Annotated in this window: 15 protein-coding genes; 6 read left to right on the plus strand and 9 right to left on the minus strand. The window is 58.9% G+C overall.

From position 1 onward, the window contains the following. Window positions 1-509: 509 nt before the first annotated feature. Window positions 510-1,160, minus strand: coding sequence for a dTMP kinase (locus tag D882_RS0110360; RefSeq protein ID WP_027923164.1), 651 nt, complete (start codon window positions 1,158-1,160; stop codon window positions 510-512). 343 nt (window positions 1,161-1,503) lie between these two features. Here D882_RS0110360 and D882_RS0110365 point away from each other — a divergent pair, with 343 nt between their 5' ends. From D882_RS0110365 to D882_RS0110380, 4 genes are all read left to right on the plus strand, one after another. Then, window positions 1,504-2,160, plus strand: a complete 657-nt coding sequence (locus D882_RS0110365; protein ID WP_027923165.1) for an MliC family protein — start codon at window positions 1,504-1,506, stop codon at window positions 2,158-2,160. Between the two features lie 344 nt (window positions 2,161-2,504). Then, window positions 2,505-5,105, plus strand: a complete 2,601-nt coding sequence (acnB, locus tag D882_RS0110370; protein WP_027923166.1) for a bifunctional aconitate hydratase 2/2-methylisocitrate dehydratase — start codon at window positions 2,505-2,507, stop codon at window positions 5,103-5,105. A gap of 256 nt (window positions 5,106-5,361) precedes the next feature. Next, complete coding sequence (locus tag D882_RS0110375; RefSeq protein WP_027923167.1) at window positions 5,362-5,622, plus strand: hypothetical protein; 261 nt, start codon at window positions 5,362-5,364, stop codon at window positions 5,620-5,622. Window positions 5,623-5,646: 24 nt separating this feature from the next. Beyond that, on the plus strand, window positions 5,647-5,871 hold the full coding sequence (locus tag D882_RS0110380) for a hypothetical protein (protein WP_027923168.1): 225 nt from the start codon (window positions 5,647-5,649) through the stop codon (window positions 5,869-5,871). Window positions 5,872-5,923: 52 nt separating this feature from the next. Here D882_RS0110380 and D882_RS1000000131980 read toward each other — a convergent pair whose 3' ends face one another. From D882_RS1000000131980 to D882_RS01000000130995, 3 genes are all read right to left on the minus strand, one after another. Next, window positions 5,924-6,151, minus strand: coding sequence for a hypothetical protein (locus D882_RS1000000131980; protein WP_081743934.1), 228 nt, complete (start codon window positions 6,149-6,151; stop codon window positions 5,924-5,926). 90 nt (window positions 6,152-6,241) lie between these two features. Further along, on the minus strand, window positions 6,242-6,400 hold the full coding sequence (locus D882_RS1000000132665) for a hypothetical protein (protein ID WP_155953718.1): 159 nt from the start codon (window positions 6,398-6,400) through the stop codon (window positions 6,242-6,244). Between the two features lie 97 nt (window positions 6,401-6,497). Further along, window positions 6,498-7,127 carry a DUF72 domain-containing protein gene (locus D882_RS01000000130995; RefSeq protein WP_256218367.1) on the minus strand — a complete coding sequence of 210 codons (630 nt, stop codon included), beginning with the start codon at window positions 7,125-7,127 and terminating at the stop codon, window positions 6,498-6,500. Here D882_RS01000000130995 and D882_RS0110395 point away from each other — a divergent pair. Continuing rightward, window positions 7,126-7,578, plus strand: a complete 453-nt coding sequence (locus D882_RS0110395; RefSeq protein ID WP_027923169.1) for a chitin-binding protein — start codon at window positions 7,126-7,128, stop codon at window positions 7,576-7,578. The two genes, D882_RS01000000130995 and D882_RS0110395, sit on opposite strands and share 2 nt — an antisense overlap. Window positions 7,579-7,616: 38 nt before the next feature. Here D882_RS0110395 and D882_RS0110400 read toward each other — a convergent pair whose 3' ends face one another. The 5 genes from D882_RS0110400 to D882_RS0110420 form a co-directional block, all read right to left on the minus strand. Beyond that, a complete protein-coding gene (locus D882_RS0110400; RefSeq protein WP_027923170.1) occupies window positions 7,617-8,963 on the minus strand; it encodes a glutamine synthetase family protein in 1,347 nt (448 codons plus the stop codon). A gap of 23 nt (window positions 8,964-8,986) precedes the next feature. Further along, a complete protein-coding gene (locus D882_RS0110405) occupies window positions 8,987-9,544 on the minus strand; it encodes a helix-turn-helix domain-containing protein (protein WP_027923171.1) in 558 nt (185 codons plus the stop codon). Window positions 9,545-9,569: 25 nt separating this feature from the next. After that, on the minus strand, window positions 9,570-10,859 hold the full coding sequence (locus D882_RS0110410) for an FAD-binding oxidoreductase (protein WP_027923172.1): 1,290 nt from the start codon (window positions 10,857-10,859) through the stop codon (window positions 9,570-9,572). Between the two features lie 229 nt (window positions 10,860-11,088). After that, window positions 11,089-12,273: a patatin-like phospholipase family protein gene (locus tag D882_RS0110415; protein WP_027923173.1), complete on the minus strand. Its 1,185-nt coding sequence runs from the start codon at window positions 12,271-12,273 to the stop codon at window positions 11,089-11,091. A gap of 25 nt (window positions 12,274-12,298) precedes the next feature. Further along, window positions 12,299-13,378, minus strand: coding sequence for an AI-2E family transporter (locus tag D882_RS0110420; protein ID WP_027923174.1), 1,080 nt, complete (start codon window positions 13,376-13,378; stop codon window positions 12,299-12,301). Between the two features lie 202 nt (window positions 13,379-13,580). Here D882_RS0110420 and D882_RS0110425 point away from each other — a divergent pair, with 202 nt between their 5' ends. After that, window positions 13,581-14,234, plus strand: a complete 654-nt coding sequence (locus D882_RS0110425; RefSeq protein WP_027923175.1) for a hydrolase — start codon at window positions 13,581-13,583, stop codon at window positions 14,232-14,234. Window positions 14,235-14,249: the final 15 nt, after the last annotated feature.

Here is a 14,249-nt window from a genome sequence, read left to right on the forward strand (position 1 = left end):
CACACTGGCAGCGTACGCGACCTTGCATTCGTCGTTGCGAAAGGGATCACGGGCGTGCCTACACTTGGCCCGACATCCCTGCCTTGCTCTGCGCAACCGACAGCAGCCGCCATTCCCGAAATACTGAATGCTCAGGGCGCGGTCTATGGCTCGGGTATGACGATCCAGTAGCTGTAATCATTTGGAATGGTCAGTCTAAATGGCTGTACCAAGAGGCTCGCTTGGATGTCACCATCGGCCAGCATTACCTCCCCAATGCAACTCCCTGCCCATCTACCGCAGCGTCCTCACCGCTTAAGTAGCTGCCAAAGGTCGGATCGACCAGACAAGCGGAAAACCTCGTCCATGAACATTAATCGATGAACAAGCGCATTCATTTTTAGCGTATTGAGCCCGGCGGAGTGGGCTTACGAGCAGCTTGTGAACATCTGGCATCGCCCACTTGTTAAATGATGTGTCTCGGTGGAACCTCTACCGAGGTCTTCTCTTGTATTCATGAAATACCAAGCTCATGAACACAAACCCTGGCAACGAACTTCGCCTACGTGACACCGAAGTACTTTATAGATCTCAGAAACCACCTGCATCGTTGCCTCTTCGATCGTTCCTTCATTACGGCATAAAACCCAGCCGTAATCTGCAATCGCTTGCTCGAACGCCTCAGTACACGCGACATGTTCTTCCAGCTTATGGATCACCGTACTGCTCAGCCCACGCCGTCGTGCTGCTGCCCTTGCCCACGAAATTTCAGGGTTGGTGACAACCCCGACATGCAGGTCTGGCACTTGCACGTTTCGATCAATGTTCAACTGCAGAATCTCTGCAAACGGGATTGTCCGGCGAAACGCGGCATCAGATGGGTACCAGCGATCGATCAAGATGATGCTGTCTGTTGGCTGTTTGGCCAGAACGTGCTGCGAAATCCAGATACGGCTATCAGCAAGGCGCTCACAAACCTCCAACTCCAAGTCGCGGGTGGGATTTCTGACGAGTTTATTTACCAGGGCCATTGTTTCACCCCGATAGGGATCGCTTTTTTGCTCGGAAAGTCGGATCACCTTTTTGTTGTCGGCCCTCAGTGCTTTCGTAACGGCTTCCAACAGTGTGGTTTTGCCGGTTCCCTTGGGCCCATCTAGAGAAACAAACAGCGGACGATTCATTCTTGAGTATCGATTGATATACGGTTTTTTTTGCCTGATTCGTGCGCAGGAACCGCTTGGCGTGACGACACGAATCGAGTGGAGGGCCTTGTTAACAGGCGTTGATGAGCACTCTAACTTAGTTTCTGCATCGGGATCACGCCCTGGATAGCCCTGACCTTCCTGGAAGAAAGAAGATCGGCAGCTGTTTGAAACGCTGCGGTTGTTTGGGGTATTGAAGCTGACTCATTCAGCCCCGAGGGCGGATTCGAAAAAAGAACATCGCCCAGACGATGTGTCTGGGTGGAACTTCCTTCGCTTGGGGTTATAGTCCCCTACGGAAAATGATCTGAGTGACGTCAACATGAAAACGCTCACGGCCCTTTTCACCTGCCTGCTCGCCAGCATCAGCGCGGCGACATTCTCTTGCGCCAATGCCGCATCACCTTCGCGAACCTACAAGACCAGCTTCGACTGTGCCAGCGCCAGAGCCCCTGTAGAAAAACTCATTTGCCGCGATCCACAACTGGCACAGATGGACGTTGAACTGACGCGTCTCTATCGCCTGGCGCTTACGGATGAACACTCCGTACCGCCTCCCGACAAAGTCATCATCGACCAGCAATTCTGGATCGACGCCCGCAACCAGTGTGGCGCCGGGTCCGAGGGCAAGGCATGCACGATCCGCAGTTATGCCCAGCGTGCCTACCAGCTGCGTCAAGGCTCGGCCATTGTGCGAACCAAGGATCCAGACCGGCTGACCGAAGGCCCTCAGGTGTTTCGTTGCGCCGGGTTTAACGTGCCGGTTGCCGCGACTTTCTTTAATACGCAGCCGGGTGTCGTGTACCTGAAATGGGCGAACACCTCGGTCACCCTCATCCAGGTGCAAAGCTATTCAGGAACTCAATACACCGGCAAGGATGTCTTGGGGAACTACAGCTTTCGGCAAAACGAAAACGGGGTGTTTTTCCAGAAACCGGGCTCTGGAGAAATGAACTGTACGGCCGAGCCGGTCAGCTGAAGGCTCTGGCGATATCCGGTCTGCATCTGTCGCTCCAACCGCTCTGGGACCATGATCTTGCTCGCTTGATCAGGCGACCGCACATCGCATGCATTTAAGTGACGCCTCAAATGTGTCGACAATACTGTTGATGCGCCCCGCATAAATCATTATATTCCGCCTAGATAACGAGATAGTGTCGACAATCGGCATCGAAGCTAGCTCAGAACAGCTTTTGTAGGAGCCGTTGCTCCAGTGGTTACGGTGGTCACCCTCGATCGCTGAGCAACGGCTCCTACTTTTATTTTTTCGGACACAACCCGGGCGGCTTTTCGCCCAACACGCGGTATGACAGGAGAAACCCAGTGCTTGAGACCTACGTACAACAATTACAAGCACGTGCCGAGCAAGGGCTTCCACCCTTGGCGCTGAATGCCGAACAAACGGCAGGCCTGGTTGAGCTGCTGAAGAATCCTCCGGCTGGCGAAGAAGCTTTCCTCGTTGACCTGATCACCCATCGCGTTCCACCTGGCGTGGACGAAGCGGCCTATGTCAAGGCCGGCTTCCTGTCTGCCCTCGCCAAAGGCGAAGCCAAATCCCCCCTGATCGACAAGAAGCGCGCTGTAGAACTGCTCGGCACCATGCAGGGCGGCTACAACATCGTGACCCTGGTCAACCTGCTGGACGACGCCGAACTGGCACCCGTGGCGGCCGAAGAACTCAAGCACACCCTGTTGATGTTCGACGCCTTCCACGATGTCGCTGAACGCGCCAAAAACGGTAACGTTCACGCACAAGGCGTGCTGCAATCCTGGGCTGACGGCGAGTGGTTCAAGAACCGCCCTGTTCTGGCCGACAAGATCAGCCTGCGCGTGTTCAAGGTCACTGGCGAAACCAACACCGACGACCTGTCCCCTGCCCCGGACGCCTGGTCCCGCCCGGACATCCCGTTGCACGCCCTGGCCATGCTGAAAATGGCCCGCGACGGCATCGTACCGGACGAGCAAGGCGTCACCGGTCCGATGAAGCAGATCGAGGAAATGCGCGGTCAAGGCTTCCCGATCGCTTACGTCGGTGACGTGGTGGGTACCGGTTCGTCGCGTAAATCCGCGACCAACTCGGTGCTGTGGTTCTTCGGCGACGACGTTCCGTTCGTGCCGAACAAGCGTGCCGGCGGTTTCTGCTTCGGCAACAAAATCGCCCCGATCTTCTACAACACCATGGAAGACGCCGGCGCCCTGCCGATCGAATTTGATGTGTCCAACATGCACATGGGCGATGTGATCGACCTGTACCCGCACGCAGGCAAAGTCTGCAAGCACGGCACTGACGAGGTCATCACCACCTTCGAAATGAAGACCCCGGTGCTGTTGGACGAAGTCCGTGCCGGCGGTCGAATCCCGCTGATCATCGGCCGCGGCCTGACCGAAAAGGCGCGTGCCGAGCTGGGCCTGCCGCCTTCGGATCTGTTCAAGAAGCCTGAGGCGCCGGCAGAAAGCACCAAGGGTTATACCCTGGCGCAGAAAATGGTCGGCAAGGCGTGCGGCGTAGCCGGTGTGCGTCCTGGCACCTACTGCGAACCGAAGATGACCACCGTGGGTTCTCAGGACACCACCGGCCCTATGACCCGTGACGAACTGAAAGACCTGGCGTGTTTGGGCTTCTCGACCGATCTGGTGATGCAGTCCTTCTGCCACACCGCGGCTTACCCCAAGCCTGTCGATGTCACGACTCACCACACCCTACCGAACTTCATGCGCAATCGCGGTGGCGTATCGCTCAAGCCAGGCGACGGCATCATCCACAGCTGGTTGAACCGCATGCTGCTGCCAGACACCGTCGGCACCGGTGGTGACTCGCACACCCGTTTCCCGATCGGTATTTCATTCCCGGCCGGCTCCGGTCTGATCGCGTTCGCCGCGGCCACCGGCGTTATGCCGCTGGACATGCCGGAATCGGTTCTGGTGCGTTTCAAAGGCAAGATGCAACCGGGCATCACCCTGCGAGACCTGGTCCATTCGATCCCTTACTACGCCATCAAGGCCGGTCTGCTGACCGTGGAAAAGAAAGGCAAGGTCAACGCTTTCTCCGGCCGCATCCTGGAAATCGAAGGCCTGGACAACCTGACCGTCGAGCAAGCGTTCGAGCTGTCTGACGCTTCCGCTGAGCGTTCGGCTGCCGGCTGCACCATCAAGCTCCCGGAAAAGGCCATTGCCGAGTACCTGACCTCGAACATCACCCTGCTGCGCTGGATGATCGGCGAAGGCTACGGCGATGCACGCACCCTGGAACGCCGTGCTCAAGCGATGGAAGCCTGGCTGGCCAACCCTGAGCTGCTGGTGGCGGACAAAGACGCCGAGTACGCCGAAATCATCGAGATCGATCTGGCTGAGATCACTCAACCGATTCTGTGCGCACCGAACGACCCGGACGACGCCCGTCTGTTGTCGACCGCTGAAGGTCAGAAGATCGACGAAGTGTTCATCGGTTCGTGCATGACCAACATCGGTCACTTCCGCGCAGCCGGTAAGCTGCTGGAGCAGGTCGACGGTCAGTTGCCAACCCGTCTGTGGCTGTCGCCGCCGACCAAGATGGACGCACACCAGCTGACCGAAGAAGGTTACTACGGCATCTATAACAAGGCCGGCGCGCGCATGGAGATGCCGGGCTGCTCGCTGTGCATGGGTAACCAGGCACGTGTAGAGCCGAATTCGACTGTGGTGTCGACGTCGACCCGTAACTTCCCGAACCGTCTGGGTGATGGCGCGAACGTCTACCTGGCTTCGGCCGAGCTGGCGTCCGTGGCGTCCATCCTGGGTCGCCTGCCGACCGTCGAGGAGTACATGGAATACGCTGGCAAGATCGACAGCATGGCGGCCGATGTCTACCGCTACCTGTCCTTCGACCAGATCGCCGAGTTCCGTGAAGCTGCTGCGAACGCGAACATTCCGGTGGTTCAAGCCTAACGCTGCAACGCAATGGAAAACGCCGCCCATCGTGAGATGTGCGGCGTTTTTTTATGCCTGCAAGATGGCTATGTGAGCCTGCTCGCGATAGCGGTCTCACATTCAATATCAATATCGACTAACACACCGCTATCGCGAGCAGGCTCACTCCTAAGGGGATTTGTGGTGTGCTTGCCATGCCACTCGTCAGCGCCTCAGCACCTTCCCCCGCCCGGCTCTTCCAACGTTTTATACCCCTCGCAGGAAGATCCGGATGATGAACAGAACAATCACCGCCCTCGCCGTCGCGAGCCTGTTGTCGACGGGCTCGTTTTTCGCCATGGCCGCCGAGAAGGCAGACGTTCCGCCAACCGCCGTTCCCGGCGTCAACCAGGCCCAGGGCGCCGAATCCAATGAGCAGAAGGCCGACAAAAAGGGTGAGGAAGCCTCGGGCTCAAACTCCGGCGCCGATTCGCAGGCCACGGAAAAAGACGCCGCTACGTCGAGCGGTTCGAAGGGCGAAGAAAAAACCGAGTAAACGCAGTCAACGGAGGTACACGACATGCACAACGATGACGATGTGAATGAAGCATCCAACGCCCCTTCCACTGATGTGTCGGGCAAACCGGTCAACGTGGTCGAAAGGGACCTGCACGACACATCAAGAGAAACCGAGGGCGTCGATGAAGCCATCACGCCCTCTTCCACCCGCGCCAAGGAGCAGGACGCTGAAAAGCTCAGCGATAAAATCGCGGAAATAGAACGCAAAGTGGCGGATGGTAATTAGCGACCTGGGGAAACGGGAGGCCGATGGCCGACCTCCCATCCCCTGTCGTTGCTCAGCGTCTGTCATCCGATAGCGGAGTTGGCTCATCCGCCTCCGGCATGTCCCTGTCCGGGTCTTCCCAGTCGTCAGGTCGCTGGTCGTCTGGCCGTGTCAGCGGATCATATCGACCGGGATCGTCAGGATTGGCCATCGGGTCATCAGTGCCTGGCTCCGGTCTGGATGGAACCGCGTCTTGCACCGGGTACTGGTGTTGTTGCTGGAAAGTCGAATCGTCGGACATACCCACCTCACCGCTCAAGGGTCCGGATTCTCCGGGCCGTACAAATTGGAAGTGGACCGAGTTGCAGCGTGCGTTCGAACAGACGAGTGGCTAGCCCTCGGCGCCGGTGGCCGGACCGGTTGCGTCCTTGGCGGCGCAGCACAGCAAGATGTCGGACACGCGCATGATCGGCAGCGGGTCGGTCTGGCGACGTTCTTTAAGCCATTGGCGGCTGCGTCCAATATCCAGTTGCAGATTCAACAACATCATCAGGCTTAGCAGTTCTTGGGAAATACGTCCCTGGCCGCATTCAGGGCAATGAAATTCCTGCCCAACGCCTGCGCAGAGTGTTCGTGCAAAAGGATTTTCACAGATCAAACAAGACATAGTCGGTCTCCACCCAATAAAAAGTAGAGAGCCGCGAGCGCTCAAAGGTGTTCATCGCGGCCGACGAACGGCCCTGCCCCCCCCAGCGGAGCAATGCCGAGAGCGTTAGCGCGCTGCCCAATGCAGCACCACTGGCAGTGTTGTCGAACATGCACCACGTCGCTTCGCTGTCGGTGGTGGCTGTTTGAAGAGTGATTGCCAGGCTTTGCAGCGTGGGCAGTTCGTAGGGGCTGAAGTAAGTTCGGGGCGATCCTTGCAGTCGCCAATACTTCAATCCCGGCCAGCCCTCCGGCAGCGCGTCATGGCTGACGCGTGATGGATCAACCGCGGCCCGGGCAATACGGTGATGGATCAACAGCCGCTCGGCATCGAGCCAGGATTCGTGCCGGGGTTCGAGCACTACGTGGCCGGCATACTGCTGTCTGAGTTCAATGAAAAAGCTGTCAGCTACTGAATGAACAAATGCCAATGAGGGCGGCAACTGCACGAGCAGGCAGTCCAATCGATCATTTAACCCTGAACACTGCGAGATAAACTCGATCAGCCCAATGGAACCTAAAGATTCAGCTCGCTCTCTATTGCAGGACCAGCAGACGGAGGAATTCACCATGATCGACCCAGCAACCGGCATGAGGGCGGGCGAGCGCTATAACGTCGAGTGCCTCGAACGCACGCCGCATTTCCCCGGCTTCTTTCTCGATGGAAAGTATTACCTCGGACCCGAGTTGCAGACGGCGGTCGGCTGGGTTGAAGGGCAGCAGTTTCTGTATGACCAACTCGATCCGACGGGCGAACCGGTGTATCCCGGGCGTGTCGCCGGCACTATTGAAAACCTGACATTGGTCCTCGCCGATGGCACGCGCCTGAAACTGAACGAGATGGCATACGACGCCCCCAGATACCTGCCCACCGAAATGACTGACGACATTCTAAACACCTCCCCGTTGGCGCCCGTCAGGCCCATCCGACCTTCGCCGCTGCTGGTCATCGGCGCCGCACTGTTGATTGGCGGTTGCCTGCTCGCGATTAATCGTCTGGGCCATCGCCGGCCCGTGCGCTAGGTTCGCGGGCAATCATGGCGATTGCCCGCGACCTCGCTTTATAGATACCAGCGATATTCCCGCGCACTGATTTCCTGCATGAACGCCAGGTGATCCTGACGTTTGTTCTCGCAATAAACGTCCACAAACTCCGCTCCCAGCCCTTCACGCAATTGCGGCTGATGCTGCATTGCGCGCACGGCTTCGAGCATTTCCTTAGGAAAGTCGACGCCACTGTTGCGGTCTTCGTTCAGCGGCAGAATCGGTTCCTTGCCGGACTCCAGCCCATGTTCCAATCCGACCAGAATCGCCGCCAATACCAAATAGGGGTTGGCATCGGCACCGGCCAGGCGATGTTCGACGCGCAAGTTCTTCGAGTCCGATTCCGGAATGCGCAGGCACGCATCGCGGTCTTCAAACCCCCAGCTCGCTTGGGTGGCGATGTTGGTCGTGCCGCCCAGGCGTCGATAAGCGTTCTGGTTCGGGGCGAAAACCGGCATGCAATGCGGCAGCAATTGGAGGCAACCCGCCACTGCGTGACGTAACGATTGCTGCTGGTTGGCCGCCAGAATGTTATTCCCGGCCGTATCGTAAAGGCTGACATGCACATGCATGCCGCTGCCCGGATGCTGCAAGTAAGGCTTGGCCATGAAACTCGCACGGTAACCGTGCTTGAGCGCCACGCCACGGCTGCTGCGACAGAACAGCGCTGCCCAGTCGGCGGCACGCAAGCCATCGTCCAGGTGGCCGAAGTTGATTTCGAACTGACCCGGTCCGAGTTCAGCCGTGATCACCGTGCTGTCGATGCCCTGGGCCCGCGAGGCTTCGACCATGTCATCAAGTACCGGCGCAAAGCGCGACAGTCGTTCGATGTGCATGTTGGGTTGATCGTCGGCATCGTCCGTCAGGTCATCGCGGGGAAATTGCGGCAGCCCGTCGCGCAGCTTTTTATCGAACAGGTAGAACTCCAGCTCGAACGCCACCACCGGATGAATGCCTTTGCCGGCAAGCCTGTCCAGGACCTGCGCCAGCACTTGGCGCGGTTCGAACACGATGGGTTTTGCGGTGCCGTCCGAGGTGATCAGCATTTGCCCCAGCGGTTGCGCTTCCCAGGTCACTGGCTTGAGCGTGCCCGGTACCAGCCGACGCACGGCGTCCGGGTCGCCATCGTTGAAGCAGTAGTCGCCAATCTTGAACAACCCGCCTTGCACGCCCAGCAGCACGCAGTTCTGCGGCAGTTTCAGCGCACTGCCGGCCGCGACCTTTTCCAGCATGTCCACCGGGTAGCGCTTGCCGTAGAAATGCCCGGGGATATCGAGGGAAATCAGGTCGACATAACGCACGTCAGGGTAGCGTTGGCGAAAAGCACGCACCTCGGCCAGCAGGTCAGAGCAGGTAGCATCCATCATTGTGGGTCCTTGTCTTGTTATCAGGTGTAAACCCAGAGCACTCGCGTGAGTTGTCCGGTGAGGTTGCCGTAGCGGCAACGGGTATGGCTGTCGAACTGGAAACTGTCGCCAGCCACCAAAGTCACAGGTTCTTCGTCGTCGCCCAGCCACAGCGTCAACTCGCCTTCGAGCACATAGCCGCCCTGCTCCGAGCTGTCACTCATGTGCCGGTCGCCGCTGCTGGCACCCGCTTCCAGATGACTTTCGAGCATGGAAAATGACGCGCGCATTTTTGGCGAAACCAGAATGTCGGTAATGCCGTTGGCGTAGTACAGCGTGCGGCGTTCATCGGGCCGTGTGACCCATGGCAACTCCTTGGGTTTTGGCAGGCTGTAGAAGTACGTGGTCGGTACGCCCAGGGTTTCGCTGATCGCCGTCAAGTCGGCCACGGTGGGCCGTGACAGGCCGCGTTCGACCTGCGAAAGAAAGCCGACGGAGCGGCCGATTTTGTCGGCCAGTTCCTTCAAGGTGTATTTCTTGTGCTTGCGCAAATCGTGAATCAGGATCGCCAGCGCAGCGATTTCTTCTTGCTTGTTCATGCCTGGAATTCCGTTAGATGACTCATCAGATACTGTCGCGCAGTCGATACCAGGCTTTGCCGATGGCTTCCAGTGGCGCGGCGAGGTATTTGCCGCCGGGAAAGCTGCCGTTGTCCAGGCCCTGATACAAGGACAATTCATCGTCCTGGCCCAGAATGGCGTCGGACACCGCACGGGCCGCGGCCAGTGTCGGCAGCACACCATGCCCGGAATAACCTTGCATCCAATAGCGATCACCGGAGCGGCCAACGTCGGGCGTTCGTTTAAGCGTCAGGTCGATGTGCCCGCCCCAGGCGAACTCCAGTTCCACACCTTTGAGCTGCGGGAACACCCGTTCCAGGAACGGTCGTGTGGCACCGGCGATGTCCTTGGGCATGCCGCCCAGATAGGTGCAGCCGCCGCCGAACAGCAGGCGGTTGTCGGGTGTGCGACGGAAATAGTCGAGGACAAACTGGTTGTCGGTGACGCAGACATTACTCGGCAGCAGCGCAGTGGCTTGCTCCGGCGTCAGGGGCGCGGTCGCCACTTGATACGTCCCGACAGGCAATACGCAACTGGCCAGTTGTGGGTCGAGCCGATCGAGATAGGCGTTGCAGGCCAGCACCAGAACGTCGGCGCGAATCGCCCCGCGCTCAGTGTTCACCACGAAGCGGCCACCCTCCTCGCGATAACTCAACGCTTTGCTTTGCTCATGGATACGGCCACCCGCGCGTTCGATGGCGGCGGCCAGGCCGATGGCCAGTTTCAGAGGGTTCAAATGAGCGCCCTCTGGGTCGTACAACCCTGCCTGATAGCGCTCGCTGGCGATCCATTCCGGCAACTGTTCACGGCTGATGAGCTGCAAACCGTGGTGCCCCCACTTGTGACTGGCCTCGCGCTGCCACTCGGTCAGCAGGCCGATACGTCGTGGCAACACGGAGGTCCACACATGGCCGGCGCGATAATCACAATCGAAGCCGTGGCGAGCTGGCAATTCACGCAGTTCCTGCGCCGCCCAGCGCATGCCGTCCCACAACCGCCGTGCACGCTCATAACCCAGCGCGGCTTCCAGCGGTGGCATGTCACACGACCAGCCGAGGATGGCCTGTCCACCGTTTCGACCCGAGGCGGCCCACGCCACGCGACTGGCTTCCAGCAGTGTCACGCGTTTGCCGGCCAGCGCCAGGCGCAACGCGGTGTGCAGGCCACTGAAACCGGCGCCGATGATCAGGATGTCGGTGTCGTGTTCACCGGCGAGTGCGGGCCGAGTGGTCAGGCGATCCGCGCAGCTGTGGGCGTAGTAGCTGGCGACATGCTGCGTGGACTGCTGGAACATACAAGCCTCATGAAATTATGTTTTTATAATTTCATGAAAAACTACAGGATTAATTTCATATGGGCAACCAGCGTAATTTTTCTATGCCTGGGCTGACGCCATCGCGAGCAAGCTCGCTCCCACAGTAGATCTCCATCAGACGCAGATTTTGTGCGCGACCAAGATCACCTGTGGGAGCGAGCTTGCTCGCGATGAGCCCAGCCCAGACCACCCAAAATCCCGACGTGTCTCAGGCATTGGGCGACTTATGCCACGGATACCCCTTCGCACTCTGCTCAAAGGCGTAATCAAACAACCGCTTCATGTACTCCCCATCGAACTGGCGATTGCGCAGGTGAAGAAAATCCGCCCCGATGTACGCCAGATTGAAATCCGCCCCGTCCTGCTGTGCGATTCGGTAGATCCGCTCCAGGTCGCTGATACCTTGCATCTGAATCAATGCGCTGATGGCGCGACCACCAATGCTCAACGTGCGGCGTTTGGTCCCCGACCACTGCGGTTCCATCTTGCCGTTACGAATCACATAAAAATGCCGATCACGGCGCAAACGCGCGCCGGTCACGCTGTTCAGTGCCATGACGGTGCCTGGCGGATAAAGGAAGACCTGTGTAATGACGCCGCCGTCGACGTGCATCTCCTGAAACGGTTGGCCGTTCACTTCCACGTCGATCATGACTGGAGAAACGGCGCCGGGAATACTCATCGACGCGATCAGGATCCGCCGGAACAAGTCGAGCGCTCCTGGTGCGCCGCTGGCAGCAATGGCGCCCATGTTCCAGGTCACGGGCCGCCCCGCATCGAGGTCGGTGGTGCCGATCATCAGCAAGCGTCCGTTGGCGTATTGCGCGGCAATCGCCGCCAGTATGTCCGCAGAAATGCACTGCGCGACGAGCCGCGCCAATGGCTTGCTGTCCGCAATGCCGTCGCTGGCAAGCCGGGTCAGCACACTGCGTGAATGGAAGACGTCTTTGGGGCCGATGGCACTGCAAATGCGCAGGATGATGTCGTCGTACTGAGGCCCCAGGTACGCGAACGGGGCCACCAGGGCCCCGGCGCTGATGCCCGTGACGACTTTGAAAGGTGGACGCGAACCATGCAACGTCCATCCCGCGATAATCCCCGCCGCAAAGGTGCCGGCATCACCCCCACCGGAAATCGCCAGCATGTTGGCCAGTGGCAAGGTGTCATTCGGCTCCCCTGCCCTGGCCAGCGCTTCGGCCTCACGCAGGTTGGACTGGTGCACATCCCGAATCAGCGGCGCGAGGTCCCGGTCCAGCCAGTAACGCGCCTCGGGAATGCCGGGGACGACCGCCAGTTCCGTCAAGGTCGGCGGCACGGCATCCCGGCGTTGCAGGCACGCCTGGCGCAACATGTTCCACGTTGACGCACCGGGTCCGGGCTGGAATGGTTTCAACACACCTCCTCATGACCTGAGGACGTCAGACACCCTCCGGTCGATCCTTAACCCACTGCCAGAATAATTGGTAACCCACCGCCAGCACCACCGGCCCGATGAACAGCCCGAGGATGCCGCTGGTGACCATGCCGCCCAACGCGCCAATCAACACGACCGGCATCGGCACATCCACACCGCGCCCCAGCAACAGTGGTTTGAGGACGTTGTCCACCAGGCCCGCAACGAACACAAAGACCGAGAAGATAATGGTCCTCGTGTTGGGCCCTTCGGTGGCCATGACATAGGCGATCACTGGTAGCGTAATCAGCGTGGCCGGCAACTGCATGATGCCCAGCAGCAATACGCCGATGGCCAGCAGACCGGCACCGGGGATGCCTTTGAGCACAAACCCGATCCCCACCAGCATCATCTGGATAAACGCGATACCGACCACACCGAGCGCAACGGCACGGATGGTCGCCGTGCACAGCTCGGCGATCTGCGCCCCCTTGTCCGGACCGCTGATGCGTGACGCGATATCCACCGCACAACGGCCGCCGGCTTCGCCATGGGCCATGAAAATACCGGCGATGATCAAGGCAACAATGAACATCAGCAAACCTGCCCCGACGCCCGCGATTTTGGCCAACACGCCCAGCGTGACGCCTTTTATTTGCGGCAGGTATTTCACCATCAGGTCGGGCAGATCGGTTGAGGCCTGCAGCCATATCGCCGAGATCGATTTACCCACCAGCGGCCAGGTTGCGACCGTATCCGGTGGCGGCGGGATATGGAAACTGCCCTCCTTCACCAGGTCGACGACCTTGGCCACCGACTCCGCAATCGAGGTCCCCAACAGATAGACCGGCACCACCAGAATCGCGATGGAAATCACCACAATTACGGTTGCAGCACGCCCCTCGCTACGCCCCATCGAGCCCATGAGTCGCAGTTGCAACGGATAGAGGGTGATTGCGAGGATGACCGACCACAGCATCAGGTCGCGAAACGGACGGAAAATCTCGAAACAGAACAGTACCAAAACGACAATCAACCCGGCACGAATCAGGACATCGAGCATGCTGCGGGTCAGCGATTTCTCGGACAGTGGTAAGGGCACCATGGATGCCTCCTTGCTGATAGCTGCAAAGAACAGTTGGGGAACGGTTAGGGCAGCATAGACGCTGATTTCACCGTGCGACATCCACAATGTGCTCTGTATCGCTGCGCTGCGAAAAAAACCGCAAAAACAGCACATGGACTCAATATCCGCTGCTCAAACCACGCAACCATGGCCCCCTCACTCACCCCGTAAGGACCTCATCATGGCCATTGCGAAAGCAGTTCCCGGCAAAACCCTGCTGACCCCCTCCGACCACACCCTGATCATGATTGACCACCAATCGCAGATGTCCTTTGCGACCAAGTCAATCGACGCCGTGACCTTGCGCAACAACGCCGCGCTCGTGGCCAAGGCGGCTCGTGGGTTCAAGGTCTCGACCCTCCTTACCACTGTGGCCGAGAAGAGCTTTTCCGGGCCGATTTTTGATGAAATCAAATCGGTGTTCCCGGATCACAACGTGATCGACCGCACCAGCATGAACACCTGGGAAGACGAGCGCATCGCCGTTGAAGTCAACAAGTTCGGCAAGCAGAAAATCGTCTTGGCCGGTCTCTGGACCTCAGTGTGTATTGTCGGCCCGGCGCTGTCGGCCATCGACCAGGGTTTCGAGGTGTACGTAATCGCCGACGCCTGTGGCGACGTCACCACCGAAGCCCACGAAATGGCTATGCAGCGCATGATCCAGATCGGCGCTCGCCCGATGACGTCCCTGCAATACCTGCTGGAACTGCAGCGTGACTGGGCGCGCAGCGAAACCTATGACGAAACCGTCAAAACCTCGATCGCCAACGGCGGTGCCTACGGTCTGGGCCTGATCTATGCCAAGAGCATGTTCGGTGCCTCGGAAGCCCATTAAGCAACAACCAGCGAC

Source organism: Pseudomonas sp. URMO17WK12:I12, assembly GCF_000514395.1.
In the GTDB taxonomy this organism is placed as follows: domain Bacteria; phylum Pseudomonadota; class Gammaproteobacteria; order Pseudomonadales; family Pseudomonadaceae; genus Aquipseudomonas; species Aquipseudomonas mucoides.

What these genes read in the sequence shown, in the direction of transcription:
- D882_RS0110380 (WP_027923168.1), top strand. Translation starts at nt 5,647, where the DNA reads ATGCACAACGATGACGATGTGAATGAAGCATCCAACGCCCCTTCCACT.
- D882_RS0110395 (WP_027923169.1), top strand. Translation starts at nt 7,126, where the DNA reads ATGATCGACCCAGCAACCGGCATGAGGGCGGGCGAGCGCTATAACGTC.
- D882_RS0110400 (WP_027923170.1), bottom strand. Translation starts at nt 8,963, where the DNA reads ATGGATGCTACCTGCTCTGACCTGCTGGCCGAGGTGCGTGCTTTTCGC.
- D882_RS0110405 (WP_027923171.1), bottom strand. Translation starts at nt 9,544, where the DNA reads ATGAACAAGCAAGAAGAAATCGCTGCGCTGGCGATCCTGATTCACGAT.
- D882_RS0110375 (WP_027923167.1), top strand. Translation starts at nt 5,362, where the DNA reads ATGAACAGAACAATCACCGCCCTCGCCGTCGCGAGCCTGTTGTCGACG.
- D882_RS01000000130995 (WP_256218367.1), bottom strand. Translation starts at nt 7,127, where the DNA reads ATGGTGAATTCCTCCGTCTGCTGGTCCTGCAATAGAGAGCGAGCTGAA.
- D882_RS1000000132665 (WP_155953718.1), bottom strand. Translation starts at nt 6,400, where the DNA reads ATGATGTTGTTGAATCTGCAACTGGATATTGGACGCAGCCGCCAATGG.
- D882_RS0110420 (WP_027923174.1), bottom strand. Translation starts at nt 13,378, where the DNA reads ATGGTGCCCTTACCACTGTCCGAGAAATCGCTGACCCGCAGCATGCTC.
- D882_RS1000000131980 (WP_081743934.1), bottom strand. Translation starts at nt 6,151, where the DNA reads ATGTCCGACGATTCGACTTTCCAGCAACAACACCAGTACCCGGTGCAA.
- D882_RS0110410 (WP_027923172.1), bottom strand. Translation starts at nt 10,859, where the DNA reads ATGTTCCAGCAGTCCACGCAGCATGTCGCCAGCTACTACGCCCACAGC.
- D882_RS0110365 (WP_027923165.1), top strand. Translation starts at nt 1,504, where the DNA reads ATGAAAACGCTCACGGCCCTTTTCACCTGCCTGCTCGCCAGCATCAGC.
- D882_RS0110425 (WP_027923175.1), top strand. Translation starts at nt 13,581, where the DNA reads ATGGCCATTGCGAAAGCAGTTCCCGGCAAAACCCTGCTGACCCCCTCC.
- D882_RS0110360 (WP_027923164.1), bottom strand. Translation starts at nt 1,160, where the DNA reads ATGAATCGTCCGCTGTTTGTTTCTCTAGATGGGCCCAAGGGAACCGGC.